Here is a 25,790-nt window from a genome sequence, read left to right as displayed (position 1 = left end):
TGGCGCAGGACGCAAAGGAGCGCGCGCGCGATGAACAGGCAAGAGGGTTTTACGCTGATCGAGTTGATGGTGGTGCTGGTGATCATCGGCATCGCCAGTGCGGCGATCAGCCTGAGTATCAAGCCCGATCCGTTGCAGTTGCTGCGCAAGGATGCCGAGCGTGTGGCGCAGTTGCTGCAGGTGGCGCAGGCGGAGGCGCGCGCGGATGGCCGGCCGATTGTGTGGGTGAGTGATGCCAAGGGGTTTCGCTTTAGTCGGCGCAGTGACAGTGGCAAGGGGTTTGATCATTTCGCGCAGGATCCGCAGTTGCGGCCGCGTGCCTGGCAGAGTCCAAAAATGGAGGTGCGGGTGGAGCCGAAACAGAGGGTTGTGCTGAACGCTGAGTGGATCAATCCGCCGCTGCAATTGACGTTGTCGGATGGGTTGAATCGCTTGAGTGTGCTGCGTGATGGCAGTGGCAGGATCAGCCTGCAATGAAGCGCCAGCAAGGGTTTACGTTGATTGAGGTGATGGTCGCGATTTTGTTGATGGCGGTGGTGAGTCTGATTGCCTGGCGGGGGCTGGACAGTGTGACGCGGGCGGACAGTCATTTGCAGGCGAGCAGTGAGCAGAGTGACGGTTTGTTGCGGGTGCTGAATCAGTTGCAGCGGGATGTGGAGATGCGCGCGGGGGTTGAGTTGACCGAGCCGAAGAAGGTTGGGGTGGATGATGAGCCAGTGACGGCGCCGGCTGCTCTGACTGTGCGCAGCAGCGACAGTAAGGGTTTTCGTCTGGACATCATTCGCACGGCGGCGGATCAGCCAGGGGCGTTGCAGCGGGTGCGGTGGTGGGTCAAGGGTGACACGTTGTATCGGGCGGTGGCTGAGGCGCGGAGTCGCTATCCGTTGCCGGCGCCTGGGAATGGGGTGGCTGTTTTGAGCGATGTCAGTGATGTGCAGGTGCGGGTTTGGGAGGTGGATAAGGGGTGGCGGCAGTTGAGCGGGAATCGGCGGGAGGATCCGTTGGGGTTGGAGATTCGATTGAGTCGGGGGACGGCGCAGGGGGTGGAGAAGTATCGGCAGGTGATTGGGCCGTTGGAGTAATTTGCTGGCCATGAATTAAATGTGGAAGGGGGTTTGCGACCGAATGTGGTGGGTCAGGCGATATTGTTGTTACTGATAGAGCGCTTTCGCGAGCAGGCTCACTCCTACAGTTGGATCGGGTGCATCAGCAAGAGATTCGTTGGCTGTGAGGCCGTCTTCGCGAGCAGGCTCGCTCCCACAGTTTTTAATTTGCGTACAACCCAAGCGGCAAAGCCGCCCCACTCAACAGGATGAGCGCAAGCTCGGCTGCAGCTTTTGATCTTGATCCATGGGCGACGTCGGAAGGCCTCGTTCCGGGATTCATCCGGGGGGTGGGAGCGCAGCGACCGTTTGGCGCAGCCAAATGCATCGAGAGGAGGTGCAGCGAAGCAAACCGTAGGCGATGCGCCCGGATGGATCCCGGAGCGAAGGAACCCCGAGCTTTAGCGAGCGGGCCGCACGTAGGAGCAAGCCTTTTGGGTTACCTTTTCGGCGTTTGGAAAAGGTGACCCGCCGTCAGGGCGGAACCCTAAGCCGCCGTTACCGCAGCAACGGATATGTACCCAATAAAACCCACTAACTCAAAACGACAACGCCCCCAGGCAACTCAGTGCATTTGACGCCATAAGCATCACGAATCAGCAATGCAACGCCAGCAAGTTGATCAAGGCTAAAGCGCGCCTGCACCCGCCGCTGCCCAAGCTCACGGTTGAGCAGCAACAACATCCCCGGCCGATACCGATTGATCTCATCAATCATCTGGCTCAGCGTAGCGCCGTTAAACACCAACACTTGCTGACGCCAATTCATCACCGCCGCCGTGTCGACACTCTGCACACTGCCAACCTGCCGCGCGTCATAGGTCACCTGCTGCCCCGGTTCAAGCCGCAAACTACGCCCCTCAACATCAACTTCAACCGCACCATCAAGGCAAGTCACGCAAACTTGCTGATCCGTGTTACGCAAATTGAAACGCCCCTGACTCGCACGCAACCACCCTCCCCCAGCCTGCATCGCCAGCGGCAACCGCGCCGTCTGCACCTCAACTTCACCACTGACCAGCTCAAAACCCTGCACACCGTCAGACACCACACGCTGATTGATCCGCGTCTGAGTGTTCAGCTCCAGGCTCACACCCTGCACCGGTTCAAAGCGGCGCTGCTGGCCAACTTCGGTGATGTAGTCAGCACCCAGCCCTCCGAAGCCACCAGGAATCGTCCCGCGCACCAGCAAAAACGCCGCCGACGCAGCAATCGCGCCACCGAGAAAGGCGCGGCGACCGAAACGACGCGGCGCCTGCATTTGCTCCACAGCCGGTTGCAGTTGTTGCCACAACCGCTTGGCATCTTCAAACGCGCGGGCATGTTCGGCGCTCTGGGCGCACCATTCGCGCAGCGCGCGGGCATCGGCCACGGTGGCGCGGCCGGAGGTCAGCAGGACCAGCCAGTCGTGGGCTTCGTTGTGCAGAGGGTCGGCCGCCGATGGCTCGGAGGGTGTCAGTCGAAAGATGTTCAAACGCGCAGGTTCTCAACGAATTGATCGGGCACTATTCAGAAGACGGTTTTCCGGCCCCGCGACCGAACCGCTGAAACACTTTTCTTTCCAGTTTCGCGGCGCAGAAGCCCAATGCGGCTTTGATTTCCTTCTCGACCATGCGTGTGGAAATGCCGAAGCGCTGGGAGATTTCCAGGTGCGGCGCCTCTTCCAGGCGCGCGGCGATGAAGATTCGGCGACGTCGTGCGGGCAGTTCGTAGAGGGCACTGAGCAGCGACTGGATTTCCTTTTGCCCGCCCACCACCCGCGCCGGGTCGAGGGCTTCGTCACCGATTTGCAGCAGCTCTTCGACTTCCTCGCCGGTGAGCAGGCGCGCATCGGCCTGACGGCGGTCGGCGGCGATGTTCAGCGCCATGCGATAGAGGTAGGCATTGGGCCGCAACAGGTTCGGCGGCGTCTCCATGCGGTCGACCCGCAGGTAGGTTTCGTGCAACACGTCGTTCGCCAGGTCTTCCGAACCGAGACGCCTGCGCAAGCGCACCCGAAAGTCCTCGTAGGACGTCAGGAACAGCTGGACCATCGAACCTTGTCCGGTGTCTTTCATCCCCCGGAAACTCCTTCCCATTTGGTGCATTCCATGCGTTTCCCTGACGACTCCGGTAACAACAGCAACGTGACCGGCTGACGCAAGGCGCTGGGCGTCGGCCGGTCGATCTTGAGATTGCGAAAACTTTCCACTAGCGCGTTGTCGCGCCGTACATCACCGGTCGAAGTGACCAACCGGTTGTGCTGCACCACGCCGTCGCGGCCGACCCAGACCTGCAACACCGCGCGATAACTGCCCGGACGGGTCAATGGCGAACGGCACAGGTTGCGCTCGATCGCCGCTTGCACGGCGGTGGCGTAGCTGCGACTCACGGCGGCGCTGGCCGGCGTGGGTTTTTCCATGGCCGACGGCACGTCCTCGACCTGCACCACCTGCAAGGTGAACGCGTCGTCGCGGGCGTAGCGCGCCATCAGCCCGCTGCCGCCGAGCAAACGGCGCAGCGCATCGGCAGCGGTGTATTCGCCATCGACCGCCAATGAGCGTCGGCCGCGACTCAACTGGCTGTCGACCAGCACCGCCACCCCCGTGGCGTGGCTGTACTGATCCAGCGCCCGAGCCAGGTCCTGTGCCGGAATGTGCAGCGTCATGCGCAAGTCCGCCGGCACCGCGTCGGCCATCGCCTGGCCCGCCGCACAGCCAAGCAGCAACCCCAGACACATCCGGCGCACAAGCCTCGTTGAACGCTGAAAACCGTCCCTGGAACTGCCTCGCTGCACGGCTGACGAATCCTTGGAAATCGTCATCCTGAGGGCTGTTTATGAATCTGGTGTGACGGGCGGTGCAAAAAAACCATCACGGGAATTGCGCAAGGCTTGCACTAGACTCCAGACAACGAACGGCCTCTTCGGGCCGGCCAGGAGGCCTGGATGAAAACACTGTGGATAATCGCCCTGGGCGGGTTGCTGCTGAGCGCCTTCGCCAATGCGCACGCCGAGCAGCCGTTGGGCTGCGTGGAAGTCACCGTGGGTGGCTACAAGGCGCCGAATTACGACTGCCTGAGCCAGCAGATGGGCAACAACCCCGAAGGCGCGGCAGCCGCACAGAAGAATCAGGAAGCGCTGAACGTGCCGGTGAACAAGCGGCCACCGAATCAGGTCGGGCTGGCGACACCGGCGGGGACCAGTACACGAATGGGCAATACCTTCGGCACCTCGGTGAAACCACAACGCCCACCGCAATGACACCCCACCGATCGTTCCCACGCTCCGCGTGGGAATGCCTCAACGGACGCTCCGCGTTCGGCTCTGGAGGGGACGCGGAGCGTCCCGGGCTGCATTCCCACGCAGAGCGTGGGAACGATCAGGGCGGGCTCATTCGCTGGGGGTTTGGCGGAAGCTTACTGCGAGGCGATTCCAGCTGTTGATGGTGGTCACGGCCATTGTCAGGTCGACCAGTTCGCCTTCGCTGAATTGCTCGCGCGCCAGCTGATACACCTCATCAGGCACGCGGCTCTCCGCCAGCAACGTCACCGCCTCCGCCCAGGCCAGCGCCGCACGCTCACGCGGGTTGAAGAAGTTGCTGTCGCGCCACACCGCAATTGCATACAAGCGTCGATCACTCTCCCCGGCCCGTCGCGCGTCCACCGAATGCATGTCGGTGCAGAACGCGCAGCCGTTGAGTTGCGAGGCGCGGATCCTGATCAGTTGCAACAGCGGCGCTTCGATGCTCAGGTTGCTGGTGAGCGCTTCCATGGCGATCATGGCCTTCATCGCCTTGGGCGATGCGCTGTAGTAGTCCAGACGCGGGGACATGGCAGGTCTCGGGAAGCGGAATGATGAGTTCACGGTAAGCGCAGAGCTGCCGGCGTTACAGCCCCAATTCCACGGAAAACCGCTACACCAATAACCCCGCGAACTGATCGTTCCCACGCGCAGCAAAGGAATACAGCCATGGACGCTCTGCGTCCACTGTGACGCAGAGCGTCACGGGAGGCGTTACCACGCGGAGCGTGGGAACGATCAACAATAACCATGAGCCGAACACAAATACCTGTAGGAGTGAGCCTGCTCGCGATAGCGGTGTATCAGCCAACATTTTTGTCGGATGTGCCACTGTGATCGCGAGCAGGCTCACTCCTACAGGGATCTAGGCCAATTTCGGGTTTTTCGGGTAGGCAACTATTGCCAATCAAACAACAGCGGTAATCTGGCAGGCACGCCAAATAGCCCCGGGAGCCTCGTCGGTATGGAACTTCACGTCGTGATCAACGGCCGCAAGGACCTGGCCGGTCAGTTGTACAACCAGCTGCGTGGCGCCATCGAGTCCGGACGCCTGGCGGCAGGTACGCAATTGCCGCCCAGCCGCCTGCTGGCCGAGCAACTGGGGATCTCGCGCAAGACCATTTCCGACACCTACGCGCAGCTGACGTACGAAAATTTCCTCACCGGGGTGATCGGCAAAGGCACTTACGTCAACGCCCGCCCTGCGCAAGTTCAGCGCAAGCAAAGCCACACCGAACTGGCCAGTGCCGAGGTCATCGAAAGCTGGCGCAACCTGCCGATGTTTCTGCGGCATCCGACGCTGGATGGCTCGTTGCGCTACGACTTCATCGGCGGCGCCACCAGCAAGGGCCAGTTCCCCCATGACGACTGGCGCCGCTGCGTCTCGCACGCCATGCGCCAGATGGCCGCGTCCAAGGGTTTCTACAGCGTGCCCGAAGGCCTGCCGGTGCTGCGCAATGCGATTGCCCGGCACATCGCGTTCTCGCGCGGAATCAACTGCCAGGACGAAGACATTGTGGTGTGCAACGGCGCGCAACAGGCGCTGGACCTGATCACCCGCGTGCTCATCAGCCCAGGCAGTCGGGTGGCGATGGAAGACCCGGGCTACCCGCCGGCCCGCATGTTGTTCGGCACCCACGGTGCGGAAGTGGTCGGCGTGCCGGTGGATGCCGAAGGCATTGTGGTCGAGCAGATCCCCGAGGGCACGCGGATGATTTACGTCACCCCGTCGCACCAGTTTCCGCTGGGCATGTCGATGAGCCAGGCGCGTCGCCACGCTTTGCTGGCCAGGGCTTATGAACTCGACGCGATCATCATCGAGGACGACTATGACAGCGAATTTCGCTACGAAGGTCGCCCGACTGATTCGCTGCACAACCTCGATCAGCGCGGCATCGTTGCCTACGTCGGCACCTTCTCCAAGACCCTGCTGCCAGAGCTGCGGCTCGGCTACGCGATCCTGCCGCCGGCGATCCTCGAAGCGGTGATCCGCGCCAAACAGCTCACCGACCTGCACGCCTCGACCCTGCCGCAATGGGCACTGGCCAAGTTCATCGCCGAGGGCTGCTTGCTCAAGCACATCCGCCGCTGCCACACCATTTATGCCCAGCGTCGCGAGCGGATCCTGGCGCGCATGGCCACCGACCTGTCGCCGTGGCTCGATGCGGTGCCGGCCAGCGCGGGCTTCCACATGGCGGTGTTGTGCAAGGTCCCGATCGATCTGCCGCTGGTGATCGAACTGGCAAAAAAGGTCGAGGTCGGGCTGTATTCGATCAAGGGTTTCTATCACCAGCAACCGGCGAAAAACGGCCTGTACTTCGGCTTCGGTGCGATCGAAACGCTGGACATCGACATCGCTCTGGATCGCCTGCGCGACATTCTGCAACAAGTCGCGTGAATGATTGGTCTGGGCGATTAACCGCCGATTGGTTATTGGTGATCACGGGGTGCAGGCCTATTCTGCACTGGCGTTATCCCTCAATGAGCGGGATTCGTCCGGCCTGATTCAGGAGTGTGAGCAATGTCCAACGAAGTGATCAACACCGTCGAGGTGCGAGCAGCAGCCGGGCGTTCGGAAGAACTCGGCCGGCAGTTGCAGAAGATCGTCGACACCCTGCGCGAATCCCCGGGCTGCGACTCCTATATGGTCGACCGCTGCCCCGAGGACAGCCACCGCTGGACCGTGAGCGCACACTGGCAGTCGGAAGCGGCGATGAAGGCGCACTTCAACCGACCCGAGGCGCAGGGTTTTATCGACCTGATCGACAGTCGACTGACCAACAGTGTGGATTTCAACAGCTTTCCCATCGTCTGATCTGGCCCCTTCGCGAGCAAGCTCGCTCCCACAGGTTCTGCGATTGCTCACCTATCTTGTGAGCAACAGATAACCCTGTGGGAGCGAGCTTGCTCGCGAAGGCGTATTCCGCCACACCGATAACCTTTCTGACGCCCCGCAAATTGGTCACCCAACCTTCCCGAATATTGGCCGTTTGAATGCCTCGCCCTGCGGATTACTGTGATTAGCAACACCCCGATCATCACAGGTAACCCGCCATGAAAGCCCTGCCCTTCTTCGCCGCCGCCCTCGCCCTGAGCCTTTGCTCCTCGTCCGCCTTCGCTCACGATCCCTCGGAAAAAGTCACCGTCCTGCAAGACCAGACGCTGAAAAACGCCCCCGGCAAAAAGGCCATGATGATCGAAGTCGACTACAAACCCGGCCAGTCCTCCATAGCCCACAAACACGACGGCACCGCCATGGCCTACGTGCTGGAAGGCGAAGTGATTTCCCAGGTCAAGGGTGAACAACCGATCACCTACCAGAAAGGCCAGTTCTGGTACGAACCGGCCGGTTCCGAACATCTGGTGTCAAAAAACGCCAGCAAAACCAAACCGGCCAAGTTGTTGGTGTTCATGGTGCTGGCGCCGGACGAGCAAGTGCTGATCCCTTTGAAAAACTGATGGTTGTTTACACAGCCATAAATAAAAAGGCGCAAAACCTTGTTTTGCGCCTTTTTATTTCCCTACGAAATTAGCCGTTCTGCCTTAAAGCCAATAAAACTATTGCATCGCCATCACCAGGAAAATTGTCAGCTTATTTACAGCTTGGCGGGTTTAGTCTGAATTAACTGTCGTGCGCCCGTCACCAAGAGCCACGACAACCAGACTTTCCGACTGAAGTTGTTTCACGGGAGACTCACCATGAAACTTGCGTTTGCCAGCACCTTGGCGATATCGGTTTTAGCCCTGTCCGCCTGTTCAGTACCCACCGCGCCGACAGCGGTTTCATCCCTCGACACGCTGTTCACCCAACCGGTCGGCCGTAGTAGCGCCGCCCAGGTGAAAAGCGGCCCCGGCGTGTCACTGGGCGTGGTCTACAGCCCAAGCACCCAGACCAACCGCGAATACCTGCGTGACTACCAGGCCAATGCCGGCACCGGTTTCGGCCAGAGCCTGCTGGTCCAGCCGATCCACGACGCCTACGTCGCCACCTCGAAACCCGACATGGCGGTGGACTGGGTCAAGTCCTCGCTGCAACGGCAGTTCGGCTCGGTCACGGTGTATCCGGACATGCAAAGCCTGCGCGCAGCGCAGCCCGACATGGTGGCGATCGTCGACACCCACAGCCAGTTGATCACCTCGCGCAGTTCCGACATCAAGGCCGATGTCAGTGCGGATTTCTATGATGCGAAGTTCAACTACATCGGTACGGCGAAAGGTTCCGAGGCAAAAGAACTGACGCCGGTGTGGGCAGACTTCAAACGCTCGGAGGAGATTGTTGCCGATATTAATCAGCAGCAGGATGTGCAAGTTCGGGCGCTGCAGAAGTTTGACCAATCGCTCAACAATTTAGTCGCTAGACCTGCGGACAAAGTGTCGATGCTCGATAGTAAACAAGGTCAGAAGTTGTATTGATATAAAGGACGCCATCGCGAGCAGGCTCACTCCTACAGGGGGAACGCATTCCAACTGTAGGAGTGAGCCTGCTCGCGATGGCGCCGCAACAGGCACCAAAAACCCCTCAGACATAAAAAAGCCCCGGCATCTCACGACACCGGGGCTTTTTCATTCAACCACTACTTACGCCAATTCAAGCTCGGCATTCGCAGCAGCCGCAGGCACTACCGCCTGACCGCTCAACGCGAGGTCGAGCAGCTCACGGTTGGCCACCGCATACATGGCGTAGTCCGTGCCGCTCGCAGCACGGATTTCCACCAGCATGGCGCGCCAGCGCGAGATCATGCCTTCGTGCTGTTCCATCCACAGCGCCAGACGTGCTTCCACGTCCAGCGTGCCGTCGCCCTGTTGCAGGACGGAGATGGTGATCGCACGTTGCTGCCAGTCGACGTCATCACGGAACGCTTCACGGGCCAGAGCCTGCCAGTTGTTTTCAACCGGCAGTGCGCTGATCTGTTGCAGGTACCAGGTGATGTCCAGCGCACTGCCCACGGCGAAGTAGGCCTTGGCCACTTCTGCAGGGTCCTGGCCAGTCACGTCGGACGCTTCGATGATCGGCAGCAGGGTGTACAGGTGCGAGGTGCCCGCAACCATACGCGCCAGCAATTCCGGTACACCGGCCGCGACGTAAGCCTGATAACGCGCCTGCCAGTTTTCACGGATTTCGCCGCTCAGCAGTTCGTCCAGCTTCAGACCCAGTTCTTTCAGATGCGGACCGAAGTGCGCGACGTCACGGGCAGCGTTCTGCTCGTTGCGGCGGGCACGCAGGAACCAGCGTGTAGCACGGCGGCCCAGACGCATCAGCTCGTCCATCAGCTCCAGTTGCACGTCAGCGCTGACCTGGTAGTCCAGCGCTTCAATCTGACGGAACCAGTGTGGGAGGTGGAAGATGTCGCGCACAATCACGTAGGCGCCCGCCACGTTCGCCGGGCTCATGCCGGTCGACTCTTTGAGTCGTTGAACGAAGGTGATGCCCATGTGGTTGACCAGGTCGTTGGCGATCTGGGTGCTGACGATCTCGCGCTTCAGACGGTGACGACGCATGGCTTCGGAGAACTTGCTGACCAGGGTCGGCGGGAATGCCGTTTCCATGTCGCGGGTCAGATAGTCATCGTCCGGCACCAGCGAGCCCAACAGCTGCTCCTTGAGGTCGATCTTGCTGTACGAGATCAGCACCGACAGCTCGGGACGGGTCAGGCCATGGCCGGCCGCAACGCGCTCGTTGATCTGCTCTTCGGTCGGCAGGAACTCGATGGCACGATCCAGCTTGCCACGGCCTTCCAGATCGCTCATCAGACGCTTGTACTCAGCGATGCGCGCGTAAGCACGACGCGCCGCCAGGGACAGGGCCTGAGTCTGCTTGTAGTTGTTGCCCAGCACCAGACCGCCGACTTCGTCGGTCATGCTCGCCAGCAACTGGTTGCGTTGCTTGTCGGTCATGTCACCGGCCTGAACCACTTCGTTCAGCAGGATCTTGATGTTCACTTCGTGGTCGGAGCAGTCCACGCCACCGGCGTTGTCGATGAAGTCGGTGTTGGAACCGCCGCCATTGAGACCGAATTCCACACGACCCAGTTGGGTCATGCCGAGGTTACCGCCCTCGCCCACGACTTTGCAGCGCAGTTCGTTGCCGTTCACGCGCAGTGCATCGTTGGCCTTGTCGCCCACGTCTGCATGGCTTTCGGTGCTGGCCTTGACGTAAGTACCGATACCGCCGTTCCACAGCAGATCCACTGGCGCCTTGAGCAAGGCGTTCAGCAGTTCGGTCGGGGTCAGTTTGTCGGCCTTGATGTCGAAGCGTTCCTGCATCTGCGGGGAGATCGCGATGCTCTTCGCGCTACGCGAGAAGATACCGCCACCTTCGGACATGATGCTGGTGTCGTAGTCGGTCCAGGCCGAACGCGGCAGGTCAAACATGCGCTGACGCTCGACGAAGCTGGTGGCCGGGTTCGGGTTTGGATCGATGAAGATGTGCATGTGGTTGAAAGCCGCGACCAGTTGCAGCTTGTCGGACATCAACAGGCCGTTACCGAACACGTCACCGGCCATGTCACCCACGCCGACCACAGTGATGCTGTCTTCCTGAACATTGATGCCGCGCTCGCGGAAGTGACGTTGTACGCCAACCCACGCGCCCTTGGCGGTGATGCCCATTTTCTTGTGGTCGTAACCGGCCGAACCACCGGACGCAAACGCGTCACCCAGCCAGAAGCCGTAGTCGATGGCGATGCCGTTGGCGATGTCGGAGAAGGTCGCAGTGCCCTTGTCCGCGGCCACAACCAGGTACGGGTCATCGTCGTCATGACGCACGACGTTGGCCGGCGGCACCAGGGCGCCGTCTTTCAGGTTGTCAGTGATGTCCAACAGACCCGAAATGAAGATGCGGTAGCAGGCGATGCCCTCGGCCGCGATCTCGTCACGGCTGCCGCCCAGTGGCAGGCGACGCGGCAGGAAGCCGCCCTTCGCGCCCACCGGCACGATGACCGAGTTCTTCACTTGCTGGGCTTTTACCAGGCCGAGGACTTCGGTACGGAAGTCTTCTTCACGGTCGGACCAGCGCAGACCACCACGGGCGACGTTACCGAAGCGCAGGTGCACGCCTTCGACGCGTGGCGAGTAAACGAAGATTTCAAACTTCGGTACCGGCTTCGGCAGCTCAGGGATTGCGTGCGGGTTGAACTTGAAGCTGAAGTACGACTTGTTCTGGCCGTTGGCATCAGTCTGATAGAAGTTGGTGCGCAGGGTGGCTTTGATCAGGTCCAGGTAACGACGCAGGATGCGGTCTTCGTTGAGCACCTGAACGTCGTCCAGTGCGGTCAGAATCGCTTGTTCCAGGCGCTGCTGCTTGTCTTCCAGATCATCGCTGCCCAGCTTTCGTGCCAGGTAGAAACGGGTCTTGAACAACCGGGTCAGCTCACGAGCGATGTCGGTGTGGTTGTTCAGGGTGCTGGCGATGTAGCCCAGGTCAAAGCCCAGACGGATCTGCTTCAGGTAACGGGCGTAAGCGCGCAGCAGCGCCACGTCGCGCCATGGCAGGCCGGCAGTCAGCACCAGACGGTTGAACGCATCGTTCTCGGCATCGCCACGGACGATGTGGACGAACGCGTCCTGCAGGGTGTCGTTCAACTGCTGGATGTCCAGTTCCAGGCCTTCGGCAGCGGTGAACGCGAAGTCGTGGATCCAGAACTCGCGGCCGTTGGTGTGACGCAGACGGTACGGGAATTCACCCAGCACGCGCAGGCCGAGGTTTTCCAGGATCGGCAGCACGTCGGACAGCGCCAGCGGGGTGTCGGCGTGGTACAGCTTGCAATGCAGCTCGCGCTGGCCGGACACCTGGCCCAGCGGCTGATAGAAGCTCATCACCAGCGGATTTTTTTCGTTCAGGCTCAGCAGGTGCTGCATGTCGACCACGGCCGAATGCGCCGCGAAACGCTCGCGGTAGCCGGCCGGGAAGCCTTTCGGGAAGTCTGCCAGCACGTTGGTGCCGTGGGCTTCGCCGAAGCTTTCGACGGTCAGTGCGGCGTAGTCGTCCTGCCAGCTGCGGCAAGCCTGTACCACTTCCTTTTCCAGCAGCAGCGGGTCGATGTCGAGACGATTCTTCGGATCGACACGCAGGATCAGTTGCACGCGAGCCAGCACGGACTCGGAGAAGAACGTCCAGAACTCGCAGTCGGTGGCCTTCAGGCGCTCCATCAGGACTTGCTGGATCTTCTGGCGCACTTCGGTGGAATAGATGTCACGCGGCACGTAGGCGAGGCAGTAGCAGAAGCGACCGTACGGGTCTTTGCGCAGGAACACGCGGATCTTGTTGCGCTCCTGGATCTGCACAATCGACATCACGGTGCTGAACAATTCGTCGACCGGGGTCTGGAACAGGTCGTCACGCGGCAGCACTTCGAGGACCTGCGCCAGTTCCTTGCCCAGGTGAGCCTTGGACTGGAAGCCGGAGCGACGCTCGATTTCTTCGACCTTGCGGCGGATGAACGGGATGACCCGCACGCTCTCGCCATACACCGAGGAGGTGTACAAGCCCATGAAGCGGTGTTCCTTGATGACGTTGCCGTCAGCGTCGATTTCACGGATCGACACGTAGTCCGGGTAGGCCGGACGGTGCACACGACTCGGGTGCGCGGCCTTGGCGAACGACAGCAGGGTCGGTTCGCGCAGGTAGTTCACCGCGTAGTCTTCGATGTGACGGTCTTCGTTGGTCAGACCGGTGCGCAACAGTTTGGTCAGACCGAGGAAGGAATTCTGGTCGTATTCGATATGGCCACCATCGGCCTGATCGACAACGGTGAACTCTTCATAGCCGAGGAAGGTGAAGTGGTTGCCCACCAGCCATTCCAGGAAGCTCTTGATCTCGGTCTTTTCGTCGGCATCGACGGTGAATGCGCTGTTGTCGAGCTTGGTGAGGATCTCCTGCACCTTGGCCTTCATCGGCTCGAAATCGGCAACCGCGACGCGCACTTCACCGAGCACCTGCTCCAGCTCTTTGCTCAGCACGTTCAGTTCGGCCGCATTGGCGCAGCGATCGATTTCCAGGTACATCAGCGACTCGTGCAGCACGCCTTCGCCGGTGCTGCCTTTTGGCAGGATTTCCAGCAGCTCGCCCTTGCTGCCACGGCGTACGCTGAGCACGGTGGTTTGCAGGGTGTGGATGCTGTAGCCGCGACGGTTCAGCTCGGTGCGGACCGAGTCGACCAGAAATGGCAGGTCATGGTGCAGGACTTCGACCGCCGTGTGGGTCGACTGCCAGCCATGACGCTCGTAATCGGGGTTGTAGACGCGCACTTGCGGTTGCGCGTGATCGAAGCGCTCAAGCAGGCGCCACGCGGAAAGAGTACAGCCAGCGAGGTCGGAGAGGCGACGTTGGGTCAGCTCGTCCAGGGAAATGATGCCGAAGAATTGTTCAGCGAACAGCGCCACTTGTGGCAGTGCCTGTTCACTGATGTGCTGCGCCAGTGCCGCTTGCAGTTGGTGCTGGAAGTCGGCTTTGCTGGCTGCGGTGAAGAACGCCATCTGTGGTACTCCGCTTAAGCTTGTTATTGATGGAAAGCGTCGCGTGCAACACCCCTTTCGGGGCTTGTGTCGCCCTGCTCCTGATTCTCGGGCAGAGGAAACAGGGGGACAGGTGGGTGAAGCTGGACGAGACACTCAGGTCACATTCACCTTCCATTGAATGGGCATCTGCAAAAACGACTGCCGGGGCTGCCGACAATGTCTTTACGGGTGCTCATCCGTTGCGCAGCTTAATGGGTGCGACAATGTGTCTGCTTGCGGTGCTGCGACATATTCGGTCATTGGCACGTAAACGCAGGCCCGCGCACTGGTAAACATTAGCAGTCAAAGAGAAATCTCGCGTTTCAGGCATCCATTCAACGCGCAAGCGCACCTGAAATGACCGCTCACCCGAAATTCGTTCCCGTCGCGCCCTTGCGCTTCGTGCAACCACCCGTCATTACCCCGCCAAAGATTACACTTCTTCCGATTACTCGCACAAAAAAAGCCAATAAAAACAACAACTGGAAACACACTAAAGAATCCTTACAAACTGACAAGAAATGTCTCACACAATTTAAAGACCGAATTCCTACAGCACGATTTGAATGCGCAAACCGGCAGTGCTATCTATATAAGACCAGCCCAATAAACAGAACATTGCTTTTTGACCGAACCCACGGAAAGGGTTCCCCATCACAGAAAGGAATCATCACATGCGACAACTCGAACTCCCGGCAACCATATTCTATGGTGACGGTACATGGGAGATAGTCAACTTAAGCCCAAAAACTATCCGGGGAGACATTCTCAAGAACTATCCACTTGGCAATCCGATGCATGGATTCACACTGGCAATAGAAAGCGATTATCTCGCAAGAAAGCACAATCTCGAACATGGCTTGCAAACAGAGTTGAACCTTATAGATAGCAGGCACCCACCACTCACCAACCCTACACCCGACACATGGCTGAACAAAGCCACGAACATTGTCAACGAATTACTTTTTCAAAAAAACGCGGAGTTGCAGCAAAAACTAAGGGACGTTCAAACGGCGCGACAACATTCGAAGTTACAAGCCACTTATGACGCCATGCTTCTGAACGAGCAAATCGCAAACCTCCAGAATCGGCAGACAAAACTGTATGCCGAAATAGCCCGGCGCCAGGCCGAGGCACTCGCCCAACAACAGGCAGCCGAAGCGGCGCGGCAGGCTGAAGAGGCACAGAGACGAGAGCACGTTCATCAGGCAGCTCTGGCAGAGGCCAAACGCCTGCAGGAAGAAAAAAACCGGATCGCTGCCGAAGCAGAAGCCAAGCGCATTGATGATTACAAACGCGCAGTGGCTTACGTCGCCGACGCGAACAAATACATCCTTGAGAAATACGGCGCAAACCTGCACCAGGTCGTGATGGATCTTCAAAAGGATGTTTCAGGGAAGAAGATCAGAAGCTACAACGATGCGTTGCAGACGTTCGAGCAGGTGCGGACCAACCCGAGGGCAAGGCTCAGCGCGCAGGATACTCGCGCGGTCGTCGATGCACTGAACGCGCTGGATAAAGCAACCTATGCGGACAACGTCAACCGATTGGCCAAGGGGTTTGGCGTAACCGGCAAAATTGTGCAAGCGCACTCGGTGATCGATAAAACTGTTGTCGGGTTCCGGGAAGGCAATTGGAAACCGTTGATGCTGGAGCTTGAGAGTATTGCGGCTGGAATGGGGGCAGGCGCACTACTGGCAGTGATCGCCGCCTATTCTTTCCCGGCACTGGCCATCACCGTGCCCGGCATCGTGGTAGTCGGCTTATTGATTGCCTTGGCAGCAGCCTATTTGAGTGCTGATAACGTGGAAAAAATAAATACACTAATCCTGGATCAGTTCAATAGCGCTTCCACAAAAGGATAGCAAACATCTGTAACGGGCCAGTCTCTAACTTCCGGCTGGCCCAGTTAAGCAGACAACACAGCCTTGCCTACTGGAGAACACCAAGATGAATAAAAACCCACCTGAACTGACTGTACCCCCATTATTAATTTGCCTTTTCTGCGCCCCGATCTTTTTTATAAATCTTCTCCTCCCTGCACTCCCGCAAAGCAGCCTGGATTTCGCCATTAACGACTTTCTTGACAATCAGCTTTTCAGCTTGAGCGGATTCTGGTCTTCCTTATTCCCCTTCAGCTCAAAAGCAACCGCAAACTATGTAGCGGCGATCGGGCCAATATTTGCGCTAACGCTATTCTACAAAGTGCACAAAACAATGAAAATCGACCCTGCCCAGTACAAAAACAAGATTTTAACGCGATTCATCACTGGGATATTCTTTACAGCCTTTATGATTATGTTTTTTACATTGGCTTTTTATTTAACCGACACAGACCTTGGAAAAGGCACCGGGAAATATGGAAACCTGTTTGGACAAAACATATTGTTCTACTCGATATTCTCTTCAGGCATGTTGATAATTTTCTTTGTTATCCCATTCATGATTCACCGAGTCTTTTTTTATTTCCCGTTCTTGCTGATCAAGAACTGGAAGGAAAAAAGGGAACGCAGCCACCCTCATTGAGCGCTACGCCCTCCCTTTTTCCCTGGACCATTTACGGCCATCACCCCATCAACATCAGTCAGGCAGTTCCTCGAACGCCCTGAATTTGCTCACCGTGGCACAGTCGTAACACATGGTTTTCAGGATCAATTTGTCCATGCTGGCGTCGATATTGCTGGAGTCACACTCTCGGCAAAACAGCTTCAAATGACCGAGCAGGTCGCAGTCAAAAGCTGCACCGGAAAAGAACTGCGGCACCAGTTCATCGCGCCAGTACATTCCCGGCGACTTGGAAAACCCGGCACCGCTGTCCTTGAGCACTACGTCGTACAACAACCGATGCAACGCCGATTGCGGTACCCGCGAATCGCGGTGTGCGTTTTTGCGCCAGTTTCGTGTCAGGGCATCCTGGGCGGTCCCGAGCATGTTGCGCGGGATGGTGTTGGATGCGTGATTGCGCCCCTTGGAATTGCCGGTGGCGTAGAAGTGCGCAGCGTTTTTTACTGCCAGACGAGCAAAGTAGTAGAGCTGACTCACGGAAAAATCCTGCAGGAGTTGCCCCACGACCGTTTCAGCACGAGCCTGGGCCGTGAACGTAAAACTGACTTCATTGGCCAGCACATGGATGTACTGCAGCGACTCTTCTCGGGCCAGATCAAAGATCAACCCGTAGAGCTCACTCTTCCAGGCGGCCTGAACGTCGCCGGACAACTCCTGATAGAGGGCCAGGTACAAGCTTTCCCGATTGCAGCGCGCAACCCCGTCGAGTGCCACATTGGGCTGCCAGCGCACCGCAGAATAGTCACTGATACTGCAACCCTCAGTGCGATCGAAGGCCTTGATATCGGAACTCGTCGCGACCGTTAACACGCCGGCCTCGTGCAGACTCTTCAGCCGTTCCTCACTGGCCTCAACGGTCGGTGCCAGATGTTCGCTTCGCGAAGGTGCGTTCAACGGAGCAATCCATTCGGGATGGCTGCCGTTGCCATCGTCAAGCAAGGCCAGCAACGTCAGTTTCTGCACAAACCCAAGGGCCGAATACGGTACAGCGACACAAGGCATAGCGTAGCGCGATTCAAGCTCCCGTCGATCAAGCTCGGCCTGCGCCGCCAATTGTTGTTGATGAGCCTGAAAGCATGCCTGGCAAGTACACACGGTACGTCGACCATGGCGGGCAGACGCAGAATATCGGTGCTCGCACCGTACGCACTTGAACGGATGACGCTGCGAGACCGAGGTGCCCCGAGCGTGCCGACGTACCCACATGGGCAAATCGCAATAAGGGCACATCAGATCCTGACTGACGATTGGCGGCAACACCTTGAGCAAGCTGCGAACAGTGGCAGGGATCTGATACTCGACCAAAAGTGCAGCGCTTTTTTCCCCGTCCAGATATCGCTGATAAATCTGCTCGATCTGATCGTCGGACAGGTGCGCGATTTCCTGAGCGCGTTCGAAATACTGATGCATTGAAAGAGGTCCTTTTTTCAGTTTGGATTGACGCACTCCTTTGCGCTCGAGCGGCCAAAATAATGGCGATTGCGTCGATAAAACAAGCGAAAAAGCAGAAAACACCAGACAAGTTCCAACAAGGAATTTTTCCTTCGGCGTCCTCGGAAATTTCAGTCCCAGTCTCAAGACTCAGCTGCGGGAATTATCCTTCTTCATTGATTCTGCCAAGTTTCCTGCGAGCCATTATTGCGAGCATCAATAAGACAAAATCGTTTCCCAGCCGCCTGTGTCGACGCAAGAGAGCAGCGCAAATGCGCCAAGGCTGGCAAAATCGCGTTTTCGATTGCACTCAGCGCCCGTCGGCCAGGAATTCCCCCATGCAAATGACCACCGCCCTACTGATCGTCAACCCGTGCGATGACGAAGAAGACAACATGGCCATGCTCTGCTGCCACAGTGACAAGGGCGATATGTTTCTGATGAGCCGTTATCCGGACGAGGACGAACTGGAAATCACTCTGGATGGCGAGCCTTCGACGCTGGACGGCGTCAAGGTGACCTTGAGCAAGACGCTGCTGAAGATCGAAATCGCTGCGGCGGACGCCGATGCGTTGAATGGGGATGATGTGCTGGAGATCAGCTTCAACCCGGATATGGTTGATCTGGATGAGGTTGTTGAGACCTTGAAGAATATCCTTGATGGGACGGGTACCTTCATTAACGAAGTGTGATGGCGCCCAGACTGGCCTCATCGCGAGCAGGCTCACTCCTACAGGTCGGTGTACGACGATCCATTGTAGGAGTGAGCCTGCTCGCGATAGGGCCGGCACAGGCAACCAATCACTCCCCGGCTACAAAAATCCAACAATTACCCCAGTCATTTCCCGCACTTTGCGCAAAATGCCGTTAGTCGCCACCCCCCTCGATGGATTAAAGTAACGCCCCCAGCCCCGGCGTTATCCGAACGCCTGGGGCCACCCTTTCCAGGAACAGTCACCGATGGAACATCGTGAAGCGCTGCTGGCGCTGCGAACCTTTCTTTCAACGCAGATTCTCGGCCAGGAAAAACTCATCGAGCGCTTGCTCATCGCCCTGCTCGCCGACGGCCACATGCTGGTCGAGGGCGCTCCGGGTCTGGCCAAGACCAAAGCGATCAAAGAACTCGCCGAGGGCATCGAAGCCCAGTTCCATCGCATCCAGTTCACCCCCGACCTGCTGCCGGCCGACATCACCGGCACCGAGATCTATCGCCCGGAAACCGGCAGTTTCGTGTTCCAGCAAGGGCCGATCTTCCACAATCTGGTGCTGGCGGACGAAATCAACCGTGCCCCGGCCAAGGTGCAATCGGCACTGCTCGAAGCCATGGCCGAGCGCCAGGTCAGCGTCGGGCGCAGCACTTACGAGCTGTCGCCGCTGTTTCTGGTGATGGCCACGCAGAACCCGATCGAGCAGGAAGGCACCTACCCGCTGCCGGAAGCGCAACTCGACCGGTTCCTGATGCACGTAAAAATCGGTTTCCCGGACGCCGCCGTCGAACGCCGGATCCTCCAGCAGGCCCGTGGCGAAGCGCTGAATGGCGAAACCAAGCCTGAACGCCGGGTCAGCCAGCAGGCGATCTTCGCCGCACGCAAGGAAATCCTCGGCCTGTACATGGCCGACGCCGTGGAGGAATACTTGGTGCAACTGGTCATGGCCACGCGCACCCCGGCCAAGTTCGACCCGGAAATGGCCGAGTGGATCGCCTATGGCGCCAGCCCGCGCGGTTCCATCGCTCTCGACCGCTGCGCCCGGGCCCACGCCTGGCTGGCCGGTCGCGACTTCGTCAGCCCGGAAGACATTCAGGCGGTGCTGTTCGACGTGTTGCGTCACCGCATCATTCTGTCGTTTGAAGCCGAAGCCGCCGGCATCGATCAGGATCGGGTGGTGCAGCGGATTCTCGACGTCGTAGCCGTCGCTTGACCCCCATGAACGCCCCCCTGCCGTCCGAACCGGGCATCCGCATCAGCCTCACCGACCTGATCGAGATGCGCCACCGTGTGCGCGAAGTGCAGCTGTTTTCCACGCCGAGTCAGCGCAGCCCGCTGATCGGCCTGCATCACTCGAAATTCCGTGGGCGCGGGGTCGACTTCGATCAGGTGCGGGTCTATCAGGCCGGCGACGACGTGCGCACTATCGATTGGCGGGTGACGGCGCGCACTCAGGAGCCGCACACCAAGCTGTTCCATGAAGAACGCGAGCGGCCGATTTTCATCATGGTCGAGCAGAGCACACGGCTGTTTTTCGGCTCCGGGTTGATGTTCAAGTCGGTGCTCGCGGCGCAAGCGGCGGCGCTGATCGGCTGGGCCGCGCTGGGGCACAACGACCGGGTCGGCGGGCTGGTGTTTGGCGACAACGAACATTACGAAATCAAACCGCGCCGCAGCAAACAAAGCCTGTTGCAGTTGCTCAACCGCCTGGTGAAGGTCAATCAGTCGCTGCACAGCGAACGCGAACCGGACCGCGACGCCCTCGGCGTAGCGCTGCGCCGGGCCCGTGAAGTGTTGCGCCCGGGCAGCCTGGTGATCGTGATCTGCGATGAGCGTGCGCTGTCCGACAGCGCCGAGCAGCAACTGAGCCTGCTGTCGCGCCATTGCGACCTGCTGATGCTGCCGCTGTCCGATCCGCTGGATCACGCGTTGCCCGCCGCGGGGCTTTTGAGGTTCGCGGAAAGAGGCGCGCAACTGGAGCTCGACACGCTCAATTTCGATCTGCGCCAGACCTATCGCGCCCAGGCCGAAGCCCGCATCGCCCGCTGGGAATTGCTCGCGCAAAAACTGCGGGTGCTGTTGATGCCGTTGAGCACGCAAAGCGAGATGGTCGAGCAGATGCGGGAGTTCCTCAATCCGCAGCGCTCGGGGAGCGGTCGATGAACGGCCTCGAGCAACTGCAACCTCTGATCTCCCCACCCCCAATCGACTTCTGGCCACCGGCGCCCGGTTGGTGGCTACTGCTTTTACTGCTGCCACTGCTGGGTTTCGCGGCGTGGCGTCTGCGTCGGTTCATACCGACCCGCAAACGCCCGATCGTGCGCGCCGAGCAACCGCTGGACCCGGTGCGCATCGCCGCGCTGGCCGAACTGGCACAAATGCCCAAACCCTACGACGGCGCGCCGGCCGGGGCCTGGCTGCAACAGCTCAACGGCCTGCTCAAGCGCCTGTGCCGTAACCACTACCCCTACAGCCAGAGCCACACGCTCAATGGCCGCAAATGGCTGGCATTTCTCGACAACCGTTGCCCGGCCGCTGGCCTGACACGCTGGATGGTGCTGGTCGAAGGCGCCTACAAACCCGAATGCAAACTCGACGACAAAGCCATCGCCGGCCTGACCCAAGCCGTTGAAACCTGGATTCGCAAACATGTTTGAGTTCGCCTGGCCGTGGATCTTTGTGCTGCTGCCGCTGCCGTGGCTGATGCGCCTGGTGCTGCCGGTGGCCGACAGTGGTGAGCCAGCATTGCGTGTGAGCTTTCTGTCCGACCTCGAAGGCCTGGCGCGTCGACGCGCCCGGGCCAACCTGCCGGCGTGGCGTCAGCAGGCACCGTTCCTGCTGCTGTGGCTGTTGCTGCTGAGCGCCGCTGCCCGCCCGCAATGGCTCGGCGAACCGCTGCCGATTGCCGCCAGCGGACGTGATCTGCTGGTGGCGGTGGACGTGTCCGGCTCGATGGATTTTCCCGACATGCAGTGGCAGGACGAAGACGTCAGCCGCTTGTCGCTGGTCCAGCACTTGCTCGGCGATTTTCTTGAAAGCCGCGACGGCGACCGGGTCGGTTTGATCCTGTTCGGCAGTCAGGCCTACCTGCAGGCACCGCTGACCTTCGACCGCCACACCGTTCGCGTCTGGCTCGATGAAGCGCGCATCGGCATCGCCGGCAAGAACACCGCGATCGGCGATGCCATCGGCCTGGCGCTGAAACGCCTGCGTATGCGCCCGGCACAGAGCCGGGTGTTGATTCTGGTCACCGACGGCGCCAACAACGGCGGCGAAATCGATCCGCTGACCGCCGCCAGACTGGCCGCCAGCGAAGGGGTGAAAATCTACCCGATCGGCATCGGTGCTGATCCTGAGGACAGTGGCAGCACCGGCCTGCTCGGGATCAATCCGAGCCTCGACCTCGACGAGCCGGCACTCAAGGCGATCGCTGCAGCCACCGGTGGCCAATACTTCCGCGCCCGCGACGGCAAAGAGCTGCAAGCGATCAGGGACACCCTCGATCAACTCGAACCGGTGACCCAGCAACCGACCCAGGCGCGCCCGGCGCAAGCCTTGTATCAGTGGCCACTGGCGTTTGCGCTGCTGCTGAGCCTGTTGCTGGTCGCCCGTGAATTGTGGCCGGACAACCCGCTGCAACGCCTGTTTACCAAGGAGCTTTATCTGCAAAGTCCGTTGCCTGACTGGCGTGAGCGACTGAAACGCCTGCGTCTGCGGAGGCGCCGATGATCGCGCTCTGGCCGCACTGGTTCCGTCCCTGGTGGCTGCTGCTCCTGCCGCTGCTCGGCTGGCTGATCTGGCAACTCTGGCACCGACAGAAACGCGCCGGGCGCTGGCAGATGATTTTGCCGCCGGCGTTTCACGCCACCTTGCTCAGCGGTGGCAGCGGGCGCGCCAGCAAACTGCCATGGGTCGCCCTCGGCGTGGCGTGGCTGCTGACCATCATCGCCCTGCTCGGACCGAGTTGGGAGCGCGTCGAACAGACCAGCCAGAAACCTGCCGATCCATTGGTGGTGGTGCTGGACCTGACCCCGGAAATGCTCGCCACTGACTCGCCACCAACGCGGCTGGAACAGGCCCGGCGCAAACTGTTCGATCTGTTGCAGGCACGCAGCGACGCGCAGACCGCGATTGTCGTCTACGCCGGCAGCGCACACACGCTGGTGCCGCTGTCGGACGACCTGGCGACCAGCCACAATCTGCTCGACGCGCTCAAACCGTCGCTGATGCCGGAAAGCGGTCATCGCGCTGATCTCGGCGTGAGCAAAGCGCTGGCCTTGCTCAAGCAAGGCGCGCTCGGTCAGGGGCGGATTCTGCTGGTCGGCTCCTCACTGAGCGAAGAAGAACGCCAAGGCATTCGCCGCGCCCTCGGCCAACAATCGGCGCAACTGCTGATGCTCGGCGTCGGCACCGCCGAAGGCGCGCCGATTGCCCAGGAAGACGGCAGTTTCCTCAAGGACGAACAAGGCGCGATCCGCGTGCCGCAACTCGACAGCCCGAGCCTCGGCGCCTTCCTCGCCAGCGTCGGCGGTGAATACCACAGCGCGCGGCTGGACGAGACCGACTTGCACGCCCTCGGCCTGCTCGATGGCCCGCGCAGCCTACGCAACGATGGCCAGACCGTGCGCCTCGACACCTGGGCCGATCAGGGCTACTGGCTGTTGTTGCCACTGTTGCTGCTGGCTGCCTGCGCCGGTCGGCGTGGCTGGCTGTTCTGCCTGCCGCTGCTGCTGTGCCTGCCGCAACCGAGCTACGCTTTCGACTTCGAAGACTTGTGGCTGCGCCCCGATCAACAGGGCCTGCATCTGCTCAAGCAGAAACGCGCGGCCGAGGCCGCCGATCACTTTGAAGATCACCAGTGGCAAGGGGTGGCGTTGTACGAGGCCGGCGATTACAGTGGCGCCGCTCAGCGTTTCGCCGAAGGCAGTGATGCCCGCGCCCACTACAATCGTGGCAACGCGCTGGCGAAAAGTGGTGAACTGGAAGCGGCGATCGATGCCTATGAACAGGCGCTGGAACTGCAACCGGACCTGCGCCCGGCGCAGACCAACAAGGCGCTGGTGGAAAACCTGCTGAAGCAGAAAAACACCCCGCCACCGGCCGAGCCGCAGCCGCAAACGGCGCAGCCGAACGTGCCCGGCGATGAACCACCGCCAGCGACCGCACAGCCACCAGCGGTGAAAAGTGACACCCCGAGCGAGGCCCAGCCCGGCGAATCGGCCAACCAACCGCCGCCGACCACGCCACCGCCACCAGGGCCCAACGAAGTGCCGGGCAACCCGCCGGACGAAACAGCGAATACTGCACCGACGCTGCAACCCGGCGAGGACAACCTCGAAGGCGAACAGCGTCAGGCACTGGAACAATGGCTGGGCAAGATTCCGGACAATCCCGGGGAATTGCTGCGACGCAAATTCTGGTACGAACAGCAACAACATCAGGATCAGGAAAAAACTCGATGACCCGTTTCACCGCTCTGTTGCTGCCCCTGCTGATCTGCACGGCCACCGCCCAGGCGGCCGAGCTGACGGCCAGCGTGGATCGCAGTCGCCTGAACTCCGGCGAGACGGTCGAACTCACCCTCGAAACCAACGACGTCACGCAGTTCGGCAAACCCGACCTGACCCCGCTGGAGCCGTTGTTCGAGGTGCGCGGCACGCGCCAGGTCAACCAGTTGAACACCCTCAATGGCGACAACCGCGCCACCACCCGGTGGATCATCACCCTGCTGCCGAAAGAAAACGGCAGCGTGATCATCCCGCCGCTGCAACTGGGTGAGGTGCAGAGCCAGCCGATCACCGTGCAAGTGGTCGAGAGCGACACCCGCGAAGAGAAAAACAACCCGGCCCCGGTGTTCATCGAGGCCAGTCTCGACCAGTCCAGCGTGTATGTGCAGGCGCAGGCGATCCTGACGTTGCGCATCTACCACTCGGTGTCACTGTACGACGACAGCAGCCTGACCCCGTTGCAGATCGCCGATGCACGGATCGAGCAACTGGGCGACACGCGCACCTACGAGAAAGACATCAATGGTGTGCGCCATGGCGTGATCGAGATGCGCTACGCGATCTACCCGCAGCACAGCGGCTTGCTGCTCATTGCCCCGCAGACGTTCAGCGCCACACTGGTCGACACCCAGCCCAGCCAGGACGCCACCGCGCAGGGGCCGAAACCGGGCAAACTGCTGCGCGTGAATTCCGCCGAGATTGCGCTGACGGTCAAACCAAAACCACTGACCTACCCGGCCGATGCGCCGTGGCTACCGGCACGCAGCCTGAGCCTGAGCGAAAGCTGGAGCCCGGAACCGGAGCACACCCAGGTCGGTGACTCGCTGACCCGCAGCCTGACCCTGAAAGTCGAAGGCCTGGCCAGCTCACAGTTGCCCGCCCTGCCCGCCACCGACGCCAACGGCCTGCGCCGCTACCCGGATCAACCGGTGCTGAGCAACCAGAGCGGCGAGCGCGGCCTGATCGGCAGCCGTGAAGAACGCGAAGCGCTGGTACCTGGTCGCAGCGGTAGCATCGAGTTGCCGACCGTCGACGTGATCTGGTGGAACACCTTCGAGGATCACCTGGAACACACCAGCCTGCCGGCGCGCACCCTGCAAGTGGCGAACAACCCGAGCCTGCAAGTCGACACTCCGGCCGGCACCCTGCAGTCGGCCAGCGCCGACAGCGACACCCTGTGGTGGTGGAAACTCAGCACGCTGATCCTCGCCTGCACCACCCTGCTCGGCTTCGGCCTGTGGTGGCGTGCGCGCTGGCAACCGGCGGTGCACCGCGCCGCACAAACCGGCCCGAGCCCGCGCACTTTGATGGACGATATCAAACGCGCAAGCCAGGCCAACGACCCGCAAGCGACCCGTCAGGCACTCGACGCCTGGGCCCGTCAGCAGCCGGAAACGTTGGCGGACATGGCGGCGCGCTTCGTGCCGCTGTCCGACGCCCTCGATGGTCTCAACGGCGCGCTCTACAGCGAGACCGGGCAGCATTGGCAGGGTGAGGATTTGTGGCGGGCAATCCGCACGATTCCGGCGGCGGAACGCGTGCAGGATCCTGTGGGTGACAGTGGGTTGCCGCCGCTCTACCCGAAGTAACCCTCTCCTGGATGTAGTGAAACCCTGTGCCACCTGAATCTCCACTCCCAAAAGACTGACTTCGACCACAGCCCGCGCATTTGCCAGTAAACTCTCCCCCTCTTTCGCCGCCCC

The 25,790-nt window shown here is 60.2% G+C and carries 22 protein-coding genes; 16 read left to right on the top strand and 6 right to left on the bottom strand.

The window, feature by feature from the left end; all coding sequences use genetic code 11:
• Positions 1-30: 30 nt before the first annotated feature.
• Both gspH and QMK55_RS25535 read left to right on the top strand, forming a co-directional pair.
• The gene (gene gspH / locus QMK55_RS25540) at positions 31-477 is read left to right on the top strand and encodes a type II secretion system minor pseudopilin GspH (RefSeq protein WP_064392940.1); all 447 of its coding nucleotides are present in this window, start codon (positions 31-33) and stop codon (positions 475-477) included.
• A complete protein-coding gene (locus tag QMK55_RS25535; protein WP_320330223.1) occupies positions 474-1,082 on the top strand; it encodes a prepilin-type N-terminal cleavage/methylation domain-containing protein in 609 nt (202 codons plus the stop codon). Before gspH ends, QMK55_RS25535 begins: the two co-directional genes overlap by 4 nt.
• A 555-nt stretch (positions 1,083-1,637) precedes the next feature.
• Here QMK55_RS25535 and QMK55_RS25530 read toward each other — a convergent pair.
• From QMK55_RS25530 to QMK55_RS25520, 3 genes are read right to left on the bottom strand one after another with little or no spacing between them, the layout of a single operon-like run.
• Positions 1,638-2,576 (bottom strand): FecR family protein, encoded by a 939-nt coding sequence (locus QMK55_RS25530; protein WP_320330222.1) that lies wholly within the window; start codon positions 2,574-2,576, stop codon positions 1,638-1,640.
• A 31-nt stretch (positions 2,577-2,607) separates the two neighbouring features.
• Positions 2,608-3,159, bottom strand: a complete 552-nt coding sequence (locus QMK55_RS25525; RefSeq protein WP_027613107.1) for an RNA polymerase sigma factor — start codon at positions 3,157-3,159, stop codon at positions 2,608-2,610.
• Positions 3,156-3,821 carry a secretin and TonB N-terminal domain-containing protein gene (locus QMK55_RS25520; RefSeq protein ID WP_320330282.1) on the bottom strand — a complete coding sequence of 222 codons (666 nt, stop codon included), beginning with the start codon at positions 3,819-3,821 and terminating at the stop codon, positions 3,156-3,158. Before QMK55_RS25520 ends, QMK55_RS25525 begins: the two co-directional genes overlap by 4 nt.
• A 207-nt stretch (positions 3,822-4,028) precedes the next feature.
• Here QMK55_RS25520 and QMK55_RS25515 point away from each other — a divergent pair, with 207 nt between their 5' ends.
• The gene (locus QMK55_RS25515; protein WP_102356507.1) at positions 4,029-4,343 is read left to right on the top strand and encodes a hypothetical protein; all 315 of its coding nucleotides are present in this window, start codon (positions 4,029-4,031) and stop codon (positions 4,341-4,343) included.
• Positions 4,344-4,472: 129 nt separating this feature from the next.
• Here QMK55_RS25515 and QMK55_RS25510 read toward each other — a convergent pair whose 3' ends face one another.
• Positions 4,473-4,913: a carboxymuconolactone decarboxylase family protein gene (locus tag QMK55_RS25510; RefSeq protein ID WP_102356508.1), complete on the bottom strand. Its 441-nt coding sequence runs from the start codon at positions 4,911-4,913 to the stop codon at positions 4,473-4,475.
• Positions 4,914-5,346: 433 nt separating this feature from the next.
• Between QMK55_RS25510 and QMK55_RS25505 the strand changes: the two genes are divergently transcribed.
• From QMK55_RS25505 to QMK55_RS25490, 4 genes are all read left to right on the top strand, one after another.
• Positions 5,347-6,780, top strand: a complete 1,434-nt coding sequence (locus QMK55_RS25505; protein ID WP_320330221.1) for a PLP-dependent aminotransferase family protein — start codon at positions 5,347-5,349, stop codon at positions 6,778-6,780.
• Positions 6,781-6,903: 123 nt separating this feature from the next.
• Positions 6,904-7,197 carry a putative quinol monooxygenase gene (locus QMK55_RS25500; RefSeq protein ID WP_102356511.1) on the top strand — a complete coding sequence of 98 codons (294 nt, stop codon included), beginning with the start codon at positions 6,904-6,906 and terminating at the stop codon, positions 7,195-7,197.
• Positions 7,198-7,436: 239 nt separating this feature from the next.
• The gene (locus QMK55_RS25495) at positions 7,437-7,841 is read left to right on the top strand and encodes a cupin domain-containing protein (protein ID WP_320330220.1); all 405 of its coding nucleotides are present in this window, start codon (positions 7,437-7,439) and stop codon (positions 7,839-7,841) included.
• A gap of 240 nt (positions 7,842-8,081) precedes the next feature.
• A complete protein-coding gene (locus tag QMK55_RS25490; RefSeq protein WP_102356513.1) occupies positions 8,082-8,795 on the top strand; it encodes an ATPase in 714 nt (237 codons plus the stop codon).
• A 165-nt stretch (positions 8,796-8,960) separates the two neighbouring features.
• Here QMK55_RS25490 and QMK55_RS25485 read toward each other — a convergent pair whose 3' ends face one another.
• Positions 8,961-13,856 (bottom strand): NAD-glutamate dehydrogenase, encoded by a 4,896-nt coding sequence (locus tag QMK55_RS25485; RefSeq protein WP_320330219.1) that lies wholly within the window; start codon positions 13,854-13,856, stop codon positions 8,961-8,963.
• A gap of 695 nt (positions 13,857-14,551) precedes the next feature.
• Here QMK55_RS25485 and QMK55_RS25480 point away from each other — a divergent pair.
• Together QMK55_RS25480 and cui are read left to right on the top strand one after the other, a co-directional pair.
• Complete coding sequence (locus tag QMK55_RS25480; protein ID WP_320330218.1) at positions 14,552-15,742, top strand: colicin-like pore-forming protein; 1,191 nt, start codon at positions 14,552-14,554, stop codon at positions 15,740-15,742.
• An 85-nt stretch (positions 15,743-15,827) separates the two neighbouring features.
• Positions 15,828-16,403, top strand: a complete 576-nt coding sequence (cui, locus tag QMK55_RS25475) for a colicin immunity protein Cui (RefSeq protein ID WP_320330217.1) — start codon at positions 15,828-15,830, stop codon at positions 16,401-16,403.
• 54 nt (positions 16,404-16,457) lie between these two features.
• Here cui and QMK55_RS25470 read toward each other — a convergent pair whose 3' ends face one another.
• Positions 16,458-18,020 (bottom strand): hypothetical protein, encoded by a 1,563-nt coding sequence (locus QMK55_RS25470; RefSeq protein ID WP_320330216.1) that lies wholly within the window; start codon positions 18,018-18,020, stop codon positions 16,458-16,460.
• Between the two features lie 191 nt (positions 18,021-18,211).
• On the opposite strand from QMK55_RS25470, the gene QMK55_RS25465 reads away from it, so the two are divergent.
• The 7 genes from QMK55_RS25465 (at position 18,212) to QMK55_RS25435 (ending at position 25,676) form a co-directional block, all read left to right on the top strand.
• Positions 18,212-18,565 (top strand): hypothetical protein, encoded by a 354-nt coding sequence (locus QMK55_RS25465; RefSeq protein WP_102356517.1) that lies wholly within the window; start codon positions 18,212-18,214, stop codon positions 18,563-18,565.
• A 268-nt stretch (positions 18,566-18,833) separates the two neighbouring features.
• Entirely contained in the window at positions 18,834-19,793 is a 960-nt protein-coding gene (locus tag QMK55_RS25460) for an AAA family ATPase (RefSeq protein WP_003218556.1), read from the top strand.
• 5 nt (positions 19,794-19,798) lie between these two features.
• Positions 19,799-20,743, top strand: a complete 945-nt coding sequence (locus QMK55_RS25455; RefSeq protein ID WP_102356518.1) for a DUF58 domain-containing protein — start codon at positions 19,799-19,801, stop codon at positions 20,741-20,743.
• Entirely contained in the window at positions 20,740-21,237 is a 498-nt protein-coding gene (locus QMK55_RS25450) for a DUF4381 domain-containing protein (protein ID WP_064587858.1), read from the top strand. The genes QMK55_RS25455 and QMK55_RS25450 overlap by 4 nt, the downstream gene beginning before the upstream one ends.
• Positions 21,230-22,309 carry a vWA domain-containing protein gene (locus tag QMK55_RS25445; RefSeq protein ID WP_102356519.1) on the top strand — a complete coding sequence of 360 codons (1,080 nt, stop codon included), beginning with the start codon at positions 21,230-21,232 and terminating at the stop codon, positions 22,307-22,309. Before QMK55_RS25450 ends, QMK55_RS25445 begins: the two co-directional genes overlap by 8 nt.
• A complete protein-coding gene (locus QMK55_RS25440) occupies positions 22,306-24,042 on the top strand; it encodes a tetratricopeptide repeat protein (protein WP_320330215.1) in 1,737 nt (578 codons plus the stop codon). Before QMK55_RS25445 ends, QMK55_RS25440 begins: the two co-directional genes overlap by 4 nt.
• The gene (locus QMK55_RS25435; protein ID WP_102356521.1) at positions 24,039-25,676 is read left to right on the top strand and encodes a BatD family protein; all 1,638 of its coding nucleotides are present in this window, start codon (positions 24,039-24,041) and stop codon (positions 25,674-25,676) included. Before QMK55_RS25440 ends, QMK55_RS25435 begins: the two co-directional genes overlap by 4 nt.
• Positions 25,677-25,790 lie beyond the last annotated feature (114 nt).

Origin of the sequence: Pseudomonas sp. P8_229, assembly GCF_034008635.1 — a bacterium.
Lineage (GTDB): Bacteria > Pseudomonadota > Gammaproteobacteria > Pseudomonadales > Pseudomonadaceae > Aquipseudomonas.
The sequence above is the reverse complement of the archived record's forward strand: the minus strand, read 5'-3'. Positions and strand labels throughout refer to the sequence as shown.

Bases quoted from the DNA above. Each gene is read 5' to 3' on its own strand.
- QMK55_RS25515 (WP_102356507.1), top strand. From the start codon at position 4,029: ATGAAAACACTGTGGATAATCGCCCTGGGCGGGTTGCTGCTGAGCGCC.
- QMK55_RS25460 (WP_003218556.1), top strand. From the start codon at position 18,834: ATGGAACATCGTGAAGCGCTGCTGGCGCTGCGAACCTTTCTTTCAACG.
- gspH (WP_064392940.1), top strand. From the start codon at position 31: ATGAACAGGCAAGAGGGTTTTACGCTGATCGAGTTGATGGTGGTGCTG.
- QMK55_RS25510 (WP_102356508.1), bottom strand. From the start codon at position 4,913: ATGTCCCCGCGTCTGGACTACTACAGCGCATCGCCCAAGGCGATGAAG.
- QMK55_RS25490 (WP_102356513.1), top strand. From the start codon at position 8,082: ATGAAACTTGCGTTTGCCAGCACCTTGGCGATATCGGTTTTAGCCCTG.
- QMK55_RS25525 (WP_027613107.1), bottom strand. From the start codon at position 3,159: ATGAAAGACACCGGACAAGGTTCGATGGTCCAGCTGTTCCTGACGTCC.
- QMK55_RS25480 (WP_320330218.1), top strand. From the start codon at position 14,552: ATGCGACAACTCGAACTCCCGGCAACCATATTCTATGGTGACGGTACA.
- QMK55_RS25435 (WP_102356521.1), top strand. From the start codon at position 24,039: ATGACCCGTTTCACCGCTCTGTTGCTGCCCCTGCTGATCTGCACGGCC.
- QMK55_RS25485 (WP_320330219.1), bottom strand. From the start codon at position 13,856: ATGGCGTTCTTCACCGCAGCCAGCAAAGCCGACTTCCAGCACCAACTG.
- cui (WP_320330217.1), top strand. From the start codon at position 15,828: ATGAATAAAAACCCACCTGAACTGACTGTACCCCCATTATTAATTTGC.
- QMK55_RS25500 (WP_102356511.1), top strand. From the start codon at position 6,904: ATGTCCAACGAAGTGATCAACACCGTCGAGGTGCGAGCAGCAGCCGGG.
- QMK55_RS25495 (WP_320330220.1), top strand. From the start codon at position 7,437: ATGAAAGCCCTGCCCTTCTTCGCCGCCGCCCTCGCCCTGAGCCTTTGC.
- QMK55_RS25445 (WP_102356519.1), top strand. From the start codon at position 21,230: ATGTTTGAGTTCGCCTGGCCGTGGATCTTTGTGCTGCTGCCGCTGCCG.
- QMK55_RS25440 (WP_320330215.1), top strand. From the start codon at position 22,306: ATGATCGCGCTCTGGCCGCACTGGTTCCGTCCCTGGTGGCTGCTGCTC.
- QMK55_RS25535 (WP_320330223.1), top strand. From the start codon at position 474: ATGAAGCGCCAGCAAGGGTTTACGTTGATTGAGGTGATGGTCGCGATT.
- QMK55_RS25505 (WP_320330221.1), top strand. From the start codon at position 5,347: ATGGAACTTCACGTCGTGATCAACGGCCGCAAGGACCTGGCCGGTCAG.
- QMK55_RS25455 (WP_102356518.1), top strand. From the start codon at position 19,799: ATGAACGCCCCCCTGCCGTCCGAACCGGGCATCCGCATCAGCCTCACC.
- QMK55_RS25465 (WP_102356517.1), top strand. From the start codon at position 18,212: ATGCAAATGACCACCGCCCTACTGATCGTCAACCCGTGCGATGACGAA.
- QMK55_RS25520 (WP_320330282.1), bottom strand. From the start codon at position 3,821: ATGTGTCTGGGGTTGCTGCTTGGCTGTGCGGCGGGCCAGGCGATGGCC.
- QMK55_RS25450 (WP_064587858.1), top strand. From the start codon at position 20,740: ATGAACGGCCTCGAGCAACTGCAACCTCTGATCTCCCCACCCCCAATC.